13 protein-coding genes are annotated in these 17,674 nt (G+C 64.1%); 4 read left to right on the plus strand and 9 right to left on the minus strand.

What is annotated here, in order from left to right:
• Positions 1 to 34: 34 nt before the first annotated feature.
• From ACSBM8_RS15340 to tssA, 4 genes are all read right to left on the minus strand, one after another.
• Entirely contained in the window at positions 35 to 520 is a 486-nt protein-coding gene (locus ACSBM8_RS15340; protein ID WP_442678865.1) for an Hcp family type VI secretion system effector, read from the minus strand.
• A gap of 53 nt (positions 521 to 573) precedes the next feature.
• Positions 574 to 2,067: a type VI secretion system contractile sheath large subunit gene (gene tssC / locus ACSBM8_RS15345; RefSeq protein ID WP_442678866.1), complete on the minus strand. Its 1,494-nt coding sequence runs from the start codon at positions 2,065 to 2,067 to the stop codon at positions 574 to 576.
• Positions 2,068 to 2,110: 43 nt separating this feature from the next.
• Complete coding sequence (tssB, locus tag ACSBM8_RS15350) at positions 2,111 to 2,647, minus strand: type VI secretion system contractile sheath small subunit (RefSeq protein ID WP_442678867.1); 537 nt, start codon at positions 2,645 to 2,647, stop codon at positions 2,111 to 2,113.
• Between the two features lie 350 nt (positions 2,648 to 2,997).
• Positions 2,998 to 3,999 (minus strand): type VI secretion system protein TssA, encoded by a 1,002-nt coding sequence (gene tssA / locus ACSBM8_RS15355; RefSeq protein ID WP_442678868.1) that lies wholly within the window; start codon positions 3,997 to 3,999, stop codon positions 2,998 to 3,000.
• A gap of 106 nt (positions 4,000 to 4,105) precedes the next feature.
• On the opposite strand from tssA, the gene ACSBM8_RS15360 reads away from it, so the two are divergent.
• From ACSBM8_RS15360 to tagH, 3 genes are read left to right on the plus strand one after another with little or no spacing between them, the layout of a single operon-like run.
• Positions 4,106 to 6,025, plus strand: coding sequence for a type VI secretion system Vgr family protein (locus ACSBM8_RS15360; protein ID WP_442678869.1), 1,920 nt, complete (start codon positions 4,106 to 4,108; stop codon positions 6,023 to 6,025).
• A gap of 11 nt (positions 6,026 to 6,036) precedes the next feature.
• Positions 6,037 to 6,597: a DUF6931 family protein gene (locus ACSBM8_RS15365; protein WP_442678870.1), complete on the plus strand. Its 561-nt coding sequence runs from the start codon at positions 6,037 to 6,039 to the stop codon at positions 6,595 to 6,597.
• A complete protein-coding gene (tagH, locus tag ACSBM8_RS15370; protein WP_442678871.1) occupies positions 6,597 to 7,988 on the plus strand; it encodes a type VI secretion system-associated FHA domain protein TagH in 1,392 nt (463 codons plus the stop codon). Before ACSBM8_RS15365 ends, tagH begins: the two co-directional genes overlap by 1 nt.
• Before the next feature lie 3 nt (positions 7,989 to 7,991).
• On the opposite strand, the gene ACSBM8_RS15375 is transcribed toward tagH, so the two are convergent.
• From ACSBM8_RS15375 to tssK, 4 genes are all read right to left on the minus strand, one after another.
• Positions 7,992 to 8,735 (minus strand): PP2C family protein-serine/threonine phosphatase, encoded by a 744-nt coding sequence (locus ACSBM8_RS15375; protein ID WP_442678872.1) that lies wholly within the window; start codon positions 8,733 to 8,735, stop codon positions 7,992 to 7,994.
• A gap of 155 nt (positions 8,736 to 8,890) precedes the next feature.
• A complete protein-coding gene (tssM, locus tag ACSBM8_RS15380; RefSeq protein ID WP_442678873.1) occupies positions 8,891 to 12,268 on the minus strand; it encodes a type VI secretion system membrane subunit TssM in 3,378 nt (1,125 codons plus the stop codon).
• 14 nt (positions 12,269 to 12,282) lie between these two features.
• Positions 12,283 to 13,608 (minus strand): type IVB secretion system protein IcmH/DotU, encoded by a 1,326-nt coding sequence (icmH, locus tag ACSBM8_RS15385; protein WP_442678874.1) that lies wholly within the window; start codon positions 13,606 to 13,608, stop codon positions 12,283 to 12,285.
• Positions 13,605 to 14,948 carry a type VI secretion system baseplate subunit TssK gene (gene tssK, locus ACSBM8_RS15390; protein WP_442678875.1) on the minus strand — a complete coding sequence of 448 codons (1,344 nt, stop codon included), beginning with the start codon at positions 14,946 to 14,948 and terminating at the stop codon, positions 13,605 to 13,607. Before tssK ends, icmH begins: the two co-directional genes overlap by 4 nt.
• A 409-nt stretch (positions 14,949 to 15,357) precedes the next feature.
• Between tssK and ACSBM8_RS15395 the strand changes: the two genes are divergently transcribed.
• Positions 15,358 to 15,783 (plus strand): hypothetical protein, encoded by a 426-nt coding sequence (locus ACSBM8_RS15395; RefSeq protein ID WP_442678876.1) that lies wholly within the window; start codon positions 15,358 to 15,360, stop codon positions 15,781 to 15,783.
• Positions 15,784 to 15,828: 45 nt separating this feature from the next.
• On the opposite strand, the gene ACSBM8_RS15400 is transcribed toward ACSBM8_RS15395, so the two are convergent.
• Positions 15,829 to 17,592 (minus strand): retroviral-like aspartic protease family protein, encoded by a 1,764-nt coding sequence (locus ACSBM8_RS15400; protein WP_442678877.1) that lies wholly within the window; start codon positions 17,590 to 17,592, stop codon positions 15,829 to 15,831.
• Positions 17,593 to 17,674 lie beyond the last annotated feature (82 nt).

Genomic DNA, 17,674 nt, shown 5'->3' on the forward strand with positions numbered 1-17,674 from the left:
CTCCAAAACCTGCGATCTCCATTGGCGGTCTGGGTCAGGCGGATTCGTTCTTGCGGATATCCCATTTGAACGGAACGCTGCCTGCCGCCGAACCCTGGGCGCTCTGGGGCGAATAGGTCACGTCGACCTTGGCAAAGTTCAGCGTGACATTCTCGACGGTCAGTTCGTCGCCGGGGCTGCCACCGTGCTGGACGCCGCTCACGAACACCTGATCCATCGTGATCTTGAGATATTCGAGCGGCGTGTCGCCGCCGACTTTGCGACAGGTGAGCACTGCATTGGTGAAGTGCTTGCCGCCCGCGCAGTTGCTGAGGATCGTCGCAGTCGCCTTATCGACATATTTCGTGATGCTGAGATCGTGGAACGACGCCTTGCCGCTGCCCGAGCCGCCACCCATGCTGGAGCTGCCCTGGTTGCTCACGCCCCAGTTCCAGCCCAGCAGTTCGATTTCATTGGGATGCCCGGTCGCGATCGATTCACCTTCGCAACCTGCGAGCTTCAGGAACATTTCTACAGCCACAACGATCTCCTTATTCTACCAATGGTAAAATCGGTTTCAGGGGTATTTCGTCTTCAGGCCGCGCCCTTGGGAAGGCGCGACACCATGCTCAGCGACACGTCCATGCCCTCAAGCTGGTAGTGCGGGACCATGTGGAAGACGCCGCGATAGAAGCCGGGATTTTCCGGATCGGGAATGACCTCGACTTTGGCCTGCTTGAGCGGCTTGCGCGCCTTGGCTTTCTCATCGGAATGCTCAGGCTGCAGATCGACATATTGCATGATCCAGCTCTGCAGATCGCGCTCAAGCTGCGGGGCCTCGCGCGTGCCGCCGATCCAGTCACGCACCATGCATTTTAGATAATGCGCGAAACGACAGCTCGCGAAAATATAGGGAAGCCGCGCGGACAGATTAGCATTTGCGGTGGCGTCCGGATCTTCATAGGCCTTGGGCGCGTGCAGCGTCTGGGCGCCGATGAAGGTCGCGTTATCGGTATTCTTGCGGTGCACCAACGCCATCAGCCCAGCTTTCGATAGCTCGGCCTCGCGGCGATCCGAGATCGCAATCTCGGTCGGGCATTTGGCGTCGAGGCCGCCCTCGTCGGTGGGGAACAGCGCGGTCGGCAGGTCCTCGACGGTACCACCCGATTCCACCCCGCGAATGCGCGTACACCAACCATAGGTCTTGAAGGCCTCGGTGACGCGCACACCCAGCGCGTAGGACGCGTTGAGCCACAGATATTTGTCGTGCGTGCCCTCGACCTCCTCTTCGAACGCGAACTCCTCGACCGGATCCGTCTCGGCGCCGTAGAGCGGTCGCCCAAGAAAGCGCGGCAGGGTCAACGCCATGTAGCGGCTGTCGTTCGACGCGCGGAAGGAACGCCACGCCATATAGTCAGTCGCTTCGAACTGCTTGGCGAGGTCGCGTGGGTTTGCCAGTTCGCGCCAGCTGTCCATGCCAATCAATTTGGAGCCGGCGGCCGCGATGAACGGCGCGTGCGCCGCCGCGCCGATTTTGGCGAGCCCCTTCATGACCTCAATGTCCGGGCCGCTATGGTCGAAGCTGTAATCGCACACGATCGCGCCATAGGGCTGACCGCCAAGCTGGCCGAACTCCGCCTCGTAGATCTTCTTGAACAGCGGGCTCTGGTCCCAGGCGGCGTCGCGATACTGCCGGAACTGGCGACGCGTCTCCTCCTTGGAGATATTGAGCACGCGAATCTTGAGATCTTTGCCGGTGGAGGTGTTGCCGACAAGATACCAAAGCCCCCGCCACGCCGATTCCAGCGTCTGGAATTCGGGATGGTGGATGATCGCGTTGATCTGGATCGATAGCTTGCGGTCGATGGCGGCCTTGAGCGCATCCACCGTCATGTAGACGTCCTCGCCAATCACCGCGGCGTCTTCAAGCGCCTGCTGGGCGAGAGTCTTCACCGCCTGCTCGATCCGGCCCTGCTTGGCATCGGTACCGGGCTTGAACTCCTTCTGGAGCAACGCCGCAAAATCGTCGGCAAAGCCGGTTTCGGGGGTCGCGACGGGCGCGACCGATTGCAAGGCTTCCTGAGCCATGGTGATCTCCTGACGGGAAAACGGGAGCGCAGTTCGCGCAGGTTCAGTCGTCGAGCTTGTCGCTCGCAGGGGCAGCCTCGTCCGAGGCGGCGGCTTCGGAGGCCAGTGTCGCCATCAAGGCAGGATCCTTGAGCACTTTGTCGAGCAGTGCCTGGGCCCCAGCTTTGCCGTCCATATAGACCATCAGGTCGTTAAGCTGTTCGCGCGCTTCCAGCAGCTTTGCGAGCGCCGGCAAGTTGCGGGCGATACGGCCGGGGTTGAAATCCTCCAGCGTCTTGAACGTAAGGTCGACGCCGAGCCGTCCCTCACCGGTAAGCGTATTCTCTACCGCAAAGGCGGCCCGTGGCGCGATGCGCTCCATCCGCTCGTCGAAATTATCCATATCGAACTCGATGAAGTCGCGATCGGCATGCGGCTTCTTTTCGATCAGCGATTTACCCGACAGGTCGGACATCACGCCCATGACGAAGGGGATTTCGATCTTCTGCCGCGACCCATAGGTCTCAACTTCATATTCGATGTGGACGCGAGGCGCCCGGTTTTCCTTGATGAAGCGTTGACCGCCCTTGGCCGAAACCATGTTCACCTCGTCTGGCTGCGCATACGCCGACCGTGGGCCGACGCCGTTCGATGTATTGAAAATGCAGGCAGCCGCGCTTCAGAAAGATTTCAAAGGCGTTATGAAGCGTTACGATTGTCATTCGGGTAAAAATCGATCCGATCCGGTTATTTTATTCCAGTATCATCATGAAAATTTACATTCGAAGCGCAAATACATTTTGATATGACTGCATATGCAGCCAAAGCGCATCCAACTTTGCTTTAAGATGATGTTTTTGTGCGGCACATATCGTGAGAACCCGAACGTCGGCGCAGAGCAAGCTCCTCTGCCATAAGCCGGCCGACCACAGCCCCGCGACGTGTTGCCGATCACGGAGCGCCACGCCGGAAATTGAGCAACTGCCGTGCGTCGCCGATCGCGTTCGGCGCGATGTCTTCCAGCACTTCCATGAAGTCGAGACTGATCCATTCCTTGGCGCGCGCGAGCAGCAGCGGCACCGGGCTATGCGGCTCGCTGCGTCGGTAATAGTCGATCACCAGGTCGATCATCCGCGCGACATCCTCCCGCGATCGGATCGTCCCAACCATCCGCCGCTCAGCCGGTGCAGGCGCGCCCTCTTCCTCGGCCAGTGCGGCCTGAACCGCCGTCACGGGCAGGAAGACGCGCGCGGCACCGCCGATCTCGACCAACGCCTCGTAGACCGGCGCGAAACTGGCGCCGGCGCCACTGCCAGCGCGCGCGGCCAGAGCCGCGTCGACGCTCCGCAGCAGCGTCTGGATCGCATCGAGGCGCGCCACCGCGCGCGCCAATCGCTCGACACTTTCCGGCTCCTCAAGCGTGGCGCGAAACGCCCCATAGCCCGCCTCTGCCTCCCCACCGCGCTGAAATCGATGAAGGTCCTCGCCGGTGAAGCTGCCATGCCGCGGATGATCGAGCAGCGTGACCGCGCGCAGAGGAGCGATGAACTCGCGAAAGCTGATCAGCGTGGCGCACGCGCCCGTGCGGCCCTCGATGCCATATTCGTCGAGCCTGGGATGCACGACGTCCCAGAACTGTTCCAGCAGCCCCTCCAGATATTGCAAGCCGAGCTCGACCGTTTCGAGGCGGCCGGCACGCGCGCCGGCGCGGCACAAATACACCGCCAGCCAAACATCCTTGGTGCGCGCGCTCTGGTCCGCGATCTCCGCGATGATGCGGCGCCAGTCGATATCCGGAACCTGCGTCGCGGTACCGGTCATGTCGATCGAGACGGAGGCTTCGAACGCCTGCTCGATCTCGTGGCGCTGCGGATCATAAGCGAGGTCCGGGCCGGCGCGGTCGTCTTCGGACACCGGCGCCAGCAGCAATTCGAGGTCGGGAACCATGGTCATGACAACCCCTGTCGTTCGAGGTGGAACAATGCGGGGTACGCATGACACCATTTGTGAGCAATCAACTAAATGGCGACAATTGTAATCTAGTTAAAAGGAGATCGTGATGAAGCGCCAAGCAGAGATCACGCTCGATGTCGGCTGTGAGATAAAACTCATCCGCTTTGATAGCCGTGAACGATTGGGAGAATTGTTCGAGATCGACGCCCAGATCATCGCCGCTTCCAAGGTGGACTTTCTTGCCAGCCTAGGCAAGCCCGCGCTGATCGAGCTGTTCGAGCTTGGCCGCGCGGTGCGCGTGTTCCATTCGCTGCTGGTGGAGGCGCATTTCCTCGGCGAGGAGGATCAGGGCTATCATTACGCGTTGAAATTGCGCCCATGGCTGTACGCGCTCGCGCACAACCGGACCTATCGCATCTTCGAGGATATGTCCGGGCTCGATATCATCAAGCGCGTGCTTGCCGACCAGAGTCGGCGCGTCGACTATGGCAAGATTGGCGGCAGATACCGCCCGCGCAAATATACAACCCAGTATCGCGAGAGCGATTTTGCCTTCGTATCGCGGATCATGGAACGCGAAGGCATCTATTATTATTTCGAGCATCGCCGCAACGATCACGTGCTTGTCCTGTGCGACACACCCGGCGCGCACAAACCCGCACCCGGCCATGAGACAATCAAGCTGCGGTCCGATCGGCTGGGCAGCGGCGGCGGGCTCACCGAAGCACTTTGGCAGTGGCACGAACATGTGCACGACAATGGCGAGCGCCGCTTCCTCCTCCAAAGCTTCGACTATCTCACCACCAGCGTCAAAAAGGGCCAGGTGGACGGCGGCACACGCAATCGCGCCGATACGCAGGAGGTGCACGAGTTTTTAGGTGATTTCGTCGACGAACCCCTGGCCAAGGACTGGGCTCGGGTGCGGCTGGAAGCGATCCGCGCGCGCCAGCGCCTCTATTCCGGTGAGGGCGACGCCATCGGCCTGTTCTGCGGCGGCCGCTTCAAGCTCGATTCAAACGACGGCTTCAATCGCGGTAGCGACTTCGTCGTCACCGCGATTGACTATTCGGTAGACGCCGAGCCCTTTCGATCCGGCACGGAAGCCACCCCACGCCACGTGCGGATCGAGGCGGTGACCAGCGACACCCAGTGGCGCTCGCCGATCGTGACCCCCACGCCGCGCGCCGGCCCGGAGACGGCGATCGTGACCGCGGGAGGCGCCGACGACAGCAATGCGGACTCGATCGGTCGCGTGCGCGTGCGCTTCCTGTGGGGCGAGACGCCCAGCACGGCGCAGTCGTGCTGGCTACGCATATCTTATCCGTCGGCCGGAGCCTCATTCGGCCATGTCACCCTACCGCGGCAGGATGAGGAAGTGATCGTCGATTTCCTCGACGGAAATCCCGATCGGCCGATCGTCACCGGACGGGTTTATAATTCGCAGCACCGCCACCCTTACGGGCTGCCCGAACATCGCACCCGATCCCTCTACCGATCGCAGACGATAGGCGCCAAAGGTGTCTATCCCGGCGCGCGCAACACCCCGGCCGGCCCGGGTCACAACGAACTGATGTTCGACGATAAGGGCGGTGCCGAGCAGGTCTATCTGCGCGCGCAGCGAAACCGACTGACCGAAGTGCTGCTCGACGACGAGGCCGACGTTCGGCGCGATCGGTCAACCACCGTCTATCGCGACGATACGACCATTGTAGAGACCGGCGATTCAACGCTCAACGCCAAGCGCGGCAAAGTTCTGATCGAAGCCGCGCAGAGCATCACGCTGCGCGTCGGGACCAACACGATCACCATCAACCGTGCCGGAATATTCTGCTCATCGGGCACGAGCAAACTCAACGTCCAACCCTTCCAGGTCATGGCGCAGACGCCGATGGTACGCATCAATTCCGAGATGCTGATGGCAAATTCGAAGCTCACCTACATCAAGGGAGAGATGAACGTCCTCATGGCGAAGCCGACCGTGATCGTGCCCAAGGCCGTCGGGCCCTGGATCCCCCTTCCGATTTGAGGAGCATGATCGTGGATTGGAAGGAGATTATCTGGACCGAGGCGCGCCAAGTCACGGTCTTTCTCGACTGGCCCCGCATGCCGGGCGACGACGCCGCGCCGGCGCAGTTTTTCGTGGAGCTGCGACGTGCCGGTCGCGAGGTGGACGCCACGAAGTTTCTCGCGTTGGCATTGCCCAGGCTCTCCGCGGTGCGGTGGCTGCGGGCGGTGATGAAGCGGCAGCTGCCCGATGCGAATACGCCGCTTCTGGCATCGGTCGACGCGTGGCTGCGGGCGCCCAGCGACGCGCTGCGCCGGGAGGTGTTGGAAGCCGCACATGCGCTCTCGCCGGAGGAAGCCGGTACGAATGAGGGCGCGACGATGCTGCTTTGCGCTTCGGCAATATTCTTTTCCGGGGGGTCGCTGGCGCCGAGCAATCAGCCTGCGTCGCCCGCTTCGAAGCAGGCGACGGGCCAGTTCGTCGCCGCCGGCATCCTCTTATGCACCTCCGATGCCGAGGATCCCGACGTCGCACTCGACCAGGCATTGGGCGACGGTGTGACGTTTGCCACGCATTCCATGGAGACGGTCTGATGTCGCTCACGCTTTGCATTTCAGATCGCGACGTGCTCGACAATGGCGAGCCCGCGACAATCAGCCTCGACCGTCACGGCGCGGTCATCGGCCGTTCGCCGCACGCCGACTGGAGCCTGCCTGATCCGCGCAACCTGATCTCCTCGCGCCACTGCGAGATCAGCTATCGCGACGGACAATATCTGCTGGTCGATCACAGCACGAACGGCACGTATCTGAACGGCGCCGCCGACCGGCTACCCGAAGCGCGCCCGATTGCCGATGGCGATACGTTCACGATTGGACATTACACGATCGTCGCGAGCCGGAGCGAGGCGCCGGCAGTGCCGACGCCGTCGCCCACCGCTGCGGTGGAGACGGGCTGGGACTCGTTCGCAGCGCCGCCACCGCGGGACGATCCCGCCGACGGCGATGGCTGGGCTGACCCACCCGAGCTGCCGACGGACGCGGCGATGCGGTGGCGATCCCGCGAACCCGCGCCCGCCGCCCCTGTGGCGGCCGGACCTTGGGACATGCCCGCGCCGGTGACGCGCCCCTCCGCCTGGTCGAGCGAGCCGCCGCAGGCGCGCGCCAGCGCCGAGGATGTATGGGGGCGGCTGTCGCGGGAAAGCGAGATCGACTGGTCGCGCGGAAACTTTGCGTCGGTGCCGCCGGCCGGGGGGGATTGGGGAACGCCGGCGACAGCGGCCGCGGCGTCGGCTGTCACGGGCGAAGCGGCCTGGGGTGAGGACGGTGCCGCCGCAGGGGCGCCTGCACCGGTACCCCCGACGCCTCACGAGGCGGTCGGCGATGACTGGACCCGCTTCGTCGCAGCAAGCGGTCTGCCGGCAGACAAGCTGAAGCAATCGCCGGGGGAATCGCTGTCTGCCGCGGGTGCGATCCTGCGGCAGATGATCAACGGCCTGATGCTGATGATCGATGCGCGCGCACGCGGCAAGGCGCAGCTCGGCGTCCAGGCGACCGGGCTGGAGCTCGAAGGTAATAACCCGCTTAAATTCGTGCGTTCTCCGGAACGTGCGCTGCTCCAGCTGATCAATGCGGCCGAGCCGGGGTTCATGCCGGCGGAGCGCGCGATCGAAGATGCCTATGAGGATTTGCAGGCGCACCAGATGGCGACGCTCGCCGCCACGCGCGGCGCACTCGACGGTATGCTGGCGCGCTTCTCCCCGGCATCGATCCGCGATCGGCAGGGCATGCCGGGGCGGCTCGCCCGCTGGTTCCCGATAGTCCAGCGCGCACGGCAATGGGATGCTTATGAACGCGATTTCGAAGGCGTCGTACGCGGCGCCGACGAGGCATTCATGGACGTGTTCGCCAAGGAATTCCGGCTGCACTACGATCGCCATATCGGCGAGATGAAGGCTCAGCGCCGTGGGCGTACGCCCGGCTGACGGTCAGTCGCGCACGACCTGGGTGGTCTCGTCACACGCGACTACGACCACCGTTACATTGTCGGCGGCGCCCCGGGCGAGCGCGAGCTCAACGAGCGCCGCCGCGGCGCGACGCGGTGCGTCGTCGCGCAGCAATGCCACGATTTCCGGATCGGCGACCATCCGCGTCAACCCATCGCTACACAACAAGAAGATGTCCCCAGCGCGGACATCGCCGAAGCGCCGATCCAGCATGAGATCGGGCCGTACGCCGACTGCACGCGACAGCATGTGCGCCAGCGGATGGCCCTCGGCCTCCTCACGCGTGAGGAGGCCGCGCGCGACCATTTGCTCGACCTCCGAATGGTCGTCGGTAATCCGTCGGAGTGCACCGTCGCGGATTCGGTACATGCGACTGTCGCCGGCCCACAGCACGGCATAGTTATGCTCGCGCACCACCAGCACTGTCACGGTCGAGCCTATCACCTTGCCCGCGGCTTGCCCGCCCTGACAGATAGTCGCATTGGCTTGCTCGACCGCCGCTTCGGCCGCCGCGACCGCGCCCTCCAGATCGTCCGGCAATTGCGCGGCATTCAGCGCGGCGGCGATCTGTGACGATGCCCAGCTGCCACGCGCATGCCCGCCCATCCCATCGGCGACCGCCCAGAGGCCCGCGTCCTGCCGGGCAAGATAGGCATCCTCATTGTTGGTTCGTACGCAACCGACATCGGTCTGGCTTGCCTGCTCGAAACGGAGCGAACTACGCATCTTCAACTCTCCAGACCGGGCGGATCTGACCCATCCAGCCAATATTCGTCGGTTATGCCGCCATGGCGCGGAGCGTATCGGGCGGCACGTCGTACAACTTCAAAGGCGAGACTGCTCACGATCGGCAGCGCCACGGCAAGGGCAAGCGCCTCATCCTACAGTCGGGTCGGGCAGCGGAAGGCAAAGGGGCCGCCGCGCCCGAACGGGTTGGTGTCCGACGGAAGATCGATCGTCAACGAGACGCGCTGCGGGCCAGCGCCAAACCGCGCCCGGATCCGCGAGGGACCGGCATTCTCGATCACGGCATTATCCATCAGATGGAATAATGCGAACGGCCCATGCGCTTCGATGTGGCGCAGCTCGCGGTTGCCCGAGAAGATCGCCAGCTTGGCAAGCGGCAGCACGGCGAGATTCCACAGGAGCGGCCGCGGGCTGCGGTTGGCCGCGTCGAGACGATAGGTGGTCCCGCCAGCGGACAGTTCGACTGCGGTTACCCCTTCTCCCAAGGCGTCGAGACCGACATTGAGCGCCAGCCCTCCCGCGACAAGGTCGCGCAGCGCGGCCGCTTTCTGGAACTGTGCCGCGCTCGCATCAGCGAAGCCGGCCGCGACGGGATCGTCCTCGCGCCACCGCCACGTCCGCTGTCCGGTATCGAGGAGCGGGCTCAGTTGATCGCGCGTGAAGGCGTCGAGCTGGCCGTTCGCGCCGAACACGCGCTGCAGGTCGGCCGGGCTGGCGTCCAGCGATGCGGCCGCGACAAAGGGGTAACGATTGTCGGACGATCGGCGGCAGGCCGGAAACATGTCCATCTGGTAAGCCTGTTCGAGCGAAGCGCGCGCAGTCCGCGTCGCCGCCCCGGTTCCACTCCGCGTTGCCTGATCGACAAAAGTTTTTAGCTGCGGCGGCGCGACAACGCCGGCGGTCGAGAGCTCGCCCAGCGCAGTGGCGAGATTGCCCTGGACCGCGCCCCCGGTGATCGAGGCGCCTGGCACTCGCGTGGCCGAATTGGCCACCGCTGCCTGACGCACCGCCCGAAGCAATGCGTCGACCGGCGCGTCGGCGCCTGCGTCCTTGCCGGCGAAGTCCGCGATGGGCTTGAAATGCGCGGCGATCTCGTGCCCGGCATCCACCTGTCCCGGCACCGGCGACCCGCTGTCGCTGCCCAGACTCGTATTCTGCCGGGTTTCGAGCAACAGGAGCTTGAGGGGCGAGGGGCTGCGGGTAATGGCGCCCAGCGCGTTGGCATCCTGGAAGTAATCGGCGGGCCGCGGCAACGCGAGCATGGCATCCCACGCAGAGACGTAGTCGCGGGCATAGCTGGCAGCAACGGCACTGCGCATGGCCGGAAGCTGATCCCGGATCGACCGCTTGGTCGCATCAGGCCCGAGCACCCACAGGTCGCGATCAAGCTCGGCCAGGACGTCGCGTAGTCCAGGGCGATAGGCCCCCGTATAGCCCGCGCGCGTGAAGAACCATGGAATGCTGGCACCCAGCACCGCATCGCCGTTGCGGAACGCCCGGCGGTCGCCACTGGCGAGGATCGCGTCGGCGCGCCAATCCGGTTTCCCCAGGGCCGACGCACGCTGCCGCAATATTGCATAAGCACGGTCGGCAAGTGGAAGGTTCTGGAGCAAAGCGCGGGTCGAGGCGATCAGCGCGCCATCGAGCGGCGCACGCCGGTTCGGCCAGACGCGCCCGAGATCGGGGTCGGCGAGCATGGCGTCGAGATGCGCCGCCAGCTGACGACGGACATCGGCGCGGTCGGCACCGGCGAGCGACACCGTCGCCCAATCCTCGGTCACCCATGCGCGCACCGCTTTCGCATCGAGCGGCCCCTGCCCGCCGAGCATCAAATATGCCTTGAGCGGTGCGTAGAGCTGCGTGGGCTGCGCCTGCTGATCGAGCATCGCCTGCTCCGCGCGGAGCAATAGCCGCGGCAGCAGGATCCGCTGGAGCGCCTCAAGATATGTCAGCCGCGCCGTCTCGGCATGGCCCGACTGGTACAGTCCGAGGCGCATCGTCCACGGCGGGCCAGCGCGCCTCTGGTCCGCGAAACCATGCGGCAGACGACGCAACTGGTTCAGGATCGGCAATGCCTGTTCAAGATCAGGATCGCTGGCACGGACTTCATGCAAGTCGATGCCCGCGCGCCGAACCTCCTCACTCGTACCTTGTGCCGCGACCAGCAGCGCGCTTTGAAACGCGCTGTTGCGCGCAAAGGAATTGGTCCACAGCCCGATCATCGTGAGCGCGAGCAGCAGGATCCCGCCCATCGCGCCCACCAGCGCCGCCCGGTGACGACGGCGGACCGGGGCCGTTGCCTTCACCATTCCCGCTTCGGAGAAAATGACCTCGGTCAGCAGCCGATTGAGGAAATAGGCCCGCCCCTGGCGCGCGCGCGCAGGCACATGCGGTGTGTCATAGACCGACGCCATCGCGCTCAGCACCCGGTCGAACGGCGTTCCGCTTTGTGTCCCGCTTGCGAAATAGAAGCCACGCAGATGCGGCGCGGCGTTGCGATCACTGGCAAACGCACCATCCACCAGATAAGCCAGCCGCGCCCGCAGCGCGATCAACTGGCTGGGAAACCCCAGGATCATCCCGCGCTGGCGCTGATCGGGTTCGTCCTGCAGCCGCTTCGGGCTGCGCGCCCAGAGCGCGTCGATCATGCGATCATAGGCACCGATCAGCGAGGCGGCGCTGGCGGGAGCCGCCGGATCCAAAGTCGCGCCGAGGGCGGCACGTCGTCCCTCGGCGCTGAGATCGCCGAAAAACTCCGTAAAGCCCGCCATCAGATCGGCCTTGGTAATCAGCAGATAGACCGGGGCGCTGACCTGAAGCAGCTGGCCGAGTTCGACCAAGCGCCGGCGGATTGCGGCAATGTGCGTGTCGAGCTCGGCGCGATCGCCGTTGATGAGCGTATCGGTGCCGATCGCGACGATCACGCCATTGATCGGCTCCAGCGGCCGCATGCGCCGCAACAGCCGCAGGAAGCGCTGCCACCCCGCCGCGTCGACGGTCGCATCGGAATCCTGCGTTGTGTAGCGGCCGGCGGTGTCGAGCAGCACGGCCTCGTCGGCAAACCAGAAATCCAGGTTGCGCGTCCCGCCTACGCCTTTCAACGAACCGTCGGCCCAGGGGAAGCGCACGCCCGAATGGGTCAATGCGGTGGTCTTGCCTGCACCTGGCGGGCCAATGATGACATACCAGGGCCGCCGATAGAGATAGTCGCGCTTGCCGCCGGCTTGCCCCTTGAGCTGAGCGATGGCGTCCTGCATCCGCTTGCCCAACGCCGCTTCTTCGGCGTCCGCCGCGTCAGGCTTGGCCAGCGTGCCGGCGAGCGCGTCCGAGGCGCGCCTGGCGCGCCACCAGCGCCACAGGGCGGCGGCGGCGAGGCCCAGCGCGACCAGCGCGATCAGCGTGAACCGGAACCATGTCGCACGGAGCGCAGGAAACAGCGTCGGCAGCCCGACGGCGCCAAGCAGTGCGAGGATCATCGCCGCGGGCACCGCAAGCGCCCACCAGCTGCGCATCAGCCGTTCCATATCTATTCGCCCCGCGGAATGACGATTTCGACGCGACGGTTGAGCGCCTTCCCCGCCGGCGTCGCGTTGCTGGCGACCGGCTGGTTCGCACCGAAGCCTTCTGCGCTCACCCGCGCCGGTTCGCTCAACCGTGCCCGAAAGATCGTCGCGACCCGCTCGGCCCGCGCGCGCGACAGCGCGACATTGTCGGGGAAGGTCAGGCTGGACACCGGATCGCTGTCGGCGTGGCCTTCGATACGGATGTCGCCCTTTTCCTTCTCGGTGGCGGTCGCAATCCGTTCGAACAGCGCAGCACGTCCGGGAACCAGCTCGTCCGAGCCCGATCTGAACAGCGCGCCGATCGTCGTGCGGACATGCAGGCTATTGGCGTCCCGATCGACCACGACGAGCTTGCGGGCGATCTCGTCGGCCAGGAATTGCTCGACGCGTTGCGCCTGCGCGCTCGCCTGCGGCGGCGGTGGAACAGCAGCGCGCGACAGTCGCAGCGGGCTTTCCGGGTTGATGGCGCGCATCGCCTGCATGGACGGCTGACCGGTCTGGATGAGTACCAGTCGCAAGGCGAGCACCACCGCCAACATCAATCCAAGTGCGATGCTGCCGAGCAAGGCGAGCGGCGTCCAGAAGCCGATCCGGCCCCGCGGCGTCGGCGTTCCCCGCCATTCAGGGACGAGCTCGACGTCCGACAAGGTTCGTATCTGGGGCAAAGCCGCATAAGCACTGCGCAGCGTATTGCGCAGTTGTCCGCCGCTATCGCCCACCCGATGGCGTCCCTCAAAGCCCACTGCCAGACACGCATGATAGAGTTCGATAAGTTCGAGATAATCGGCCGGGCGCGACAGCATCTGGCTCAGCAGCTGCCAAAATCGATCGCCGCCGATATTCTCTCCGAAGCCGCGCACGACCATGCTTCGGCGCGCCCATTCGGCACTGTCCTTGACGCGCCCCGGCAGGTTCTGGGCGATGTCGTCCACGGTCGCGAACACGGCATAGCGAGCGCGGCGCCGCGTTTCTTCATCATAGCCTGCTCCGACAAGCGCCGCGTCGAAGCGCGCTGCGGACGCGGATGCCTTACGATGCAGGGCGGGCAGGTCGATATCGATACGGCCGAACCGCATCGCCGCGACAAGCGCGAGCAGCGGCGCCGCCGCCTCCATCATTGCGTGGCGCTGCCCGACCCGCCCAGGCGGATCCGGCAAATCGTCGTCGACAGGCGGGCTATTGGTGGCTGCGCCGATCGGCCCCACCGCCCGCTTGTCGTCGGTGCGCGCCTGAGCAGGCTGAAATATGGTGCGCTCGCCGATGTCCGGTCCGCGGCCTTGGTCGCTCATCGCTGCGCCTTTTTGACGCACCACAGCTCCAGCTTGAGTTCGGGCCAATCACCGGCGACATGGAGGCCGAGCGCTGGCGCGGTCGCGAATTCCTTCCAATCCTCCGACGTGCGATCGAGTTCGAAATAAACATAGCCGGGAAGTGGCCGGATCTGCGGGGGCGGCGTGGGAGTATGGCGCAGCGCAACCCCGGCCAGCGCGGAATCGACAATCTGACGCATTTTCTGGACCGGGCCGATCTTGGCGACCGACGGAAAGCGGGCGCGGATATCCTCGATCGGCGCACGCGCATTGACCGCCAGGAAAAAGTAACCGTTCTGGTACAAAGACGGGTCGGTGATCCGGGAGGTGAAAGCGCCCGCCGCCGCTTCGACCAGCGGGAGCATGATCGCCGCACGGTCATAGACGGCCGAGAGCGCGGCCTGGATTGTTTCGACCAGCGGTTCGAAACATTGTTGGAGCCGCTCATGGTCGTAGGCCGCGAATGCCGGGGGGCGACGATCGCCACTGGTGAGCGTCGCGAGTTCCCCGGCCATGCCCAGAAAGGCCTCGTACAGACGCTCTGGGTGGACCATCGGCAGGGCGGCGAGGTGTGACAGCTGTGCCTGGCACCGGTTCAGCATCTGCAGCAGCAGGAAGTTGGCAATGGTCTCGGTGCCGCCCTCAGTCGCCTCGACAGCCCGCAGTGCAAGTTCCTCGATACGCTGTTCGGCACGCCCGCAAATATCGGCCAGGAAGCCGGTCAACCGCGCGCTTGCGGTCAGGTCGAGTGCCGACGGGATGTAACGTTCATCGAATATCAGCGCGCCGCCGTTGGTTTCCCGCACGCGCGCCAGGCCGATCAGCACGCGGCCGTACGTCTGATCGCGCGTCAGGCCGAAGGTGAAGTTAGGCCGCGCAATCTCGAGCGTTTCGCGCATACGCTCTTCGGCGAACACGTCGGGCACGTCGACCGTGTCGACCAGATAGCGCGTCGCATCGGCGCCCGCTTCACCCTGGACCCGATATTCAACCGCGCCAGGCTGGTGCGCAGGCAATGTCAGATAGATGATCGCGTCCCGCGTGGCCGGGGGAATATCGAGGGGTGGCGGGGGCGGAAGCTCGGCCGGGATTGAAAATGGCAGACCATCGGGCAGCACGCCGGAGAGCCGTTCGACCGCGAACTTGCCCAACGCCGCCAGATCGTGGTTGATCACAAGGCTCGTAAGCCCCCAGGGATAAGGTCGCGCCGAACGCGATCGGGCGCCGATCAGCGCGTCAATGTGCCGGTCCTGCTGTTGGAAATGCTGCTGGCGCAGGAACAATCCTTCGCGCCACGCGACCCGGCCCTCAGCCAGCACAGGCGTCTCGCTCCGCGGAGCGGAGACGAAGAAGAGCGTGTGTGCGCATGCAAAGGCTCCAGGCCAAGTTCGAACTGGAATCCGCGATGCCCCGCCGGCGGTTTCAGAGACATGTCGCAGGGCGTATATTCGGCTACGCTTGTAATGGCTGCGGTATCGGCCGCCCTGATCAGCCAGTTAAGTTGGCACATTCCAGCGCCAAGTTAGGATGCGCTCGCAATGCCAGAATCTTCTTGGCGTAAAACGGCTGGAGTATCGTGTGTTACACACTCAACCATAAAACCTATTAACCATTTCAATTGAAATTTAACGTGTGATCGATGTAATCATTTCGCAACATTTTTGTATGCAAATCGTAATTTGATAATTGCCGTTAGCTTACATAAAAGATTTACTGCAGGAACTAAAAATGCCATATTTGATGCCGTTAGCCGTCAGAGACGCCTTCCAGGCGCGGGGCTGGGTTTCCCAACAAGGCAATCTCTATTTCAACGGAAATGGCGGCACGACCCACCCACATTTGCACTTAATTTTAGAAGCTCGGGGCACTGTTCAATCTCCCCCTGATCCAAGTGACATCCGCAGTGCGGTCAAGATGCTCGCGTGGAGCGATGGGCAGCAGCACAACAATGGCGGCGGCCGCACTTTGATACGCGTAGGCGGTCGAAATTTTGTGCAGGGCACGGTCAACTTCAATCAGCAGAACCAGGATTTTTTGTTTGCCGAGACTGAAACGCACCCTGAGCATCTCGCAGCAATATTGGCAAATCCTCAATCGAATGCGAATATCAATCGAGAGATGAATTGGATTTGTTCCTATTTCTTTGAGGGATAGGGATGCCAGTTTGGAGGGCGCAGCTCGGGAAACGAACGCCCCTGCTCAGCCCTCCAGACCAAACTTCGCAGCGCGTTTGGCGACGTCCGGGTTGATGGCCAGGGCGGCCTTGCGGTCGGCGTCGGCGGCATCGGTCTTGCCGGCGCGCTTCTCGGCGATTGCACGCGCGTAGAGGGGCCAGGCTTCGCGGGGCCGGACCTGCAATGCAGCGTCGTAATCCGCTATCGCCGCATCCAGCTTACCAAGCCGAAGGTATACAAGCGCGCGGCTGTCCAGGAAGGCGAAGTGGCCGGGCCGAAGCCGCAGGGCTGTATTGCAGTCTGACAAAGCGCGCGCCAGCTCCCGATTGAGCAAGGCACGCGACCAGCAGCGGCCGTTATAGGCGCTGGCGCGGTCGGCATCCTCGCTGTGCATCTTCAGCCAGGCGTCATAATTGCTGATCGCCGCTTCCGGTTGGTCGATCCCGTTATACAGCCCGGCAAGCTGCAGCCGGTGATCTGAGGCGGTCGGCAGTATCCGGTCTGCCGCCTTGATGTCCTCCGCTGCGCCGTCGGGATCGCGATGGCCCAGTCGCAGGCGGGCGCGTGTCAGTCGCGCCTCGGCATCCTCGGGCATCAGCGCCACCGCCTTGTCGAGGTCGGCCGACGCCAGCAGTGTCTGGCCCAAGGCCATGCGGGCTTCTCCGCGGAGATAGAGATAGCGGCCATCCTGCGGCGCCATGGCGACAGCCTTGTCGAAATCGGGCAAGGCCTGGGCGAATTTATGCTGGGACATCAGTACGGCGCCCCGGCGGCCAAAGCCTTCCGCATCGGTCGGCGCGGCAGCCCTGTCGGTAAGGTCGATCCTCTCGCCGGCTGCGCTGCGTGCTCCCACAGGCGTGATCCCGAACAGCCGGCCGCCCTCATAGGTCATGTAGATCTGATGGTTTGCGTTGGACACGAACATGCGATGCGTCAGAAAGAAGTCGAACCCGATCAATATGTCCCCATCCAGGTCCATATTCGCGATCCTGAACTTGGGATGAGGGATGATCTCACCCCCAAGATCGATCTTGTCGAACGGCGCGAACCACGCCTGCACCTGCTTTGAACCAATGCCGGTGGCTGTCCCCGCCGTCACCACACCCGGGCTGGTCGGGGTCACGCCCGCCCGCTTCGCGGCCGCAAGCGTCATGATCGTGGACGTCGCGCCGGTATCGAAGACCGCGCGCATCTTTACGCCGTTGACCGAGACCGTGCCCACGGTGTGCGGCTTGAACGGCCCGGCGGGGCCGCGCTCCAGCGGGATGGTGGAGTAGGGTTTGTCTCCTACCCAATAGGCCAGCCCAACGTTTGCGCAGCCGGTTACCTTCAGCAACCGGACCATCCCGTGGGGAAGATCATATTCAACGTCGGCCAGGCCCAATATGTTCTGGCCGAGCAGCCCGGCGGTGCCTGTGTCGCTTCCGCCGACAAGGAACTCGACCGGCGGCAGAACGATTCCGGCGAGGGTGAGATTCTTGGCCTTGGCGATCGCTGCCGATGTGTCCCCGTTAATACCTCGCAATCTGAAAGTAGGCGGGGCGGGCTGCGTCGGGAGCTCGAACTCGGCGGCCGATGCCCGGGACAGGGTGCTGTAGAAGGCGCCGCTGTCCACGATGAAACGCGTCTGATGGGCGCCAAACTTCGCATCCACCATCGCACGCTGGCCTACCAGGGTGACCGGGAGCTCCGCGATCTTGGCGACTTGGCAGGCCGCTGCGGCGGGCCCCGCGGACGCAATGCAGAATAGGCCTGCCGTCGCGCAAGCCGCCATTGCCACCCTGCGCATGTGCCGTCTCCGCAGCCAAGCTCACCCCGTGGAGAAACAAGCTATCGAAGTCTCGCCGGCCCGCAAGAGGAAAGCGGGACCA

The organism is Sphingomonas sp. ASY06-1R, from assembly GCF_052180265.1.
GTDB lineage: Bacteria > Pseudomonadota > Alphaproteobacteria > Sphingomonadales > Sphingomonadaceae > Sphingomonas_I.

What these genes read in the sequence shown, in the direction of transcription:
- tssC (WP_442678866.1), bottom strand. Translation starts at nt 2,067, where the DNA reads ATGGCTCAGGAAGCCTTGCAATCGGTCGCGCCCGTCGCGACCCCCGAA.
- tssB (WP_442678867.1), bottom strand. Translation starts at nt 2,647, where the DNA reads ATGGTTTCGGCCAAGGGCGGTCAACGCTTCATCAAGGAAAACCGGGCG.
- tssA (WP_442678868.1), bottom strand. Translation starts at nt 3,999, where the DNA reads ATGACCATGGTTCCCGACCTCGAATTGCTGCTGGCGCCGGTGTCCGAA.
- ACSBM8_RS15360 (WP_442678869.1), top strand. Translation starts at nt 4,106, where the DNA reads ATGAAGCGCCAAGCAGAGATCACGCTCGATGTCGGCTGTGAGATAAAA.
- tagH (WP_442678871.1), top strand. Translation starts at nt 6,597, where the DNA reads ATGTCGCTCACGCTTTGCATTTCAGATCGCGACGTGCTCGACAATGGC.
- ACSBM8_RS15375 (WP_442678872.1), bottom strand. Translation starts at nt 8,735, where the DNA reads ATGCGTAGTTCGCTCCGTTTCGAGCAGGCAAGCCAGACCGATGTCGGT.
- tssM (WP_442678873.1), bottom strand. Translation starts at nt 12,268, where the DNA reads ATGCGCAGCTGGTGGGCGCTTGCGGTGCCCGCGGCGATGATCCTCGCA.
- icmH (WP_442678874.1), bottom strand. Translation starts at nt 13,608, where the DNA reads ATGAGCGACCAAGGCCGCGGACCGGACATCGGCGAGCGCACCATATTT.
- ACSBM8_RS15395 (WP_442678876.1), top strand. Translation starts at nt 15,358, where the DNA reads ATGCCATATTTGATGCCGTTAGCCGTCAGAGACGCCTTCCAGGCGCGG.
- ACSBM8_RS15400 (WP_442678877.1), bottom strand. Translation starts at nt 17,592, where the DNA reads ATGCGCAGGGTGGCAATGGCGGCTTGCGCGACGGCAGGCCTATTCTGC.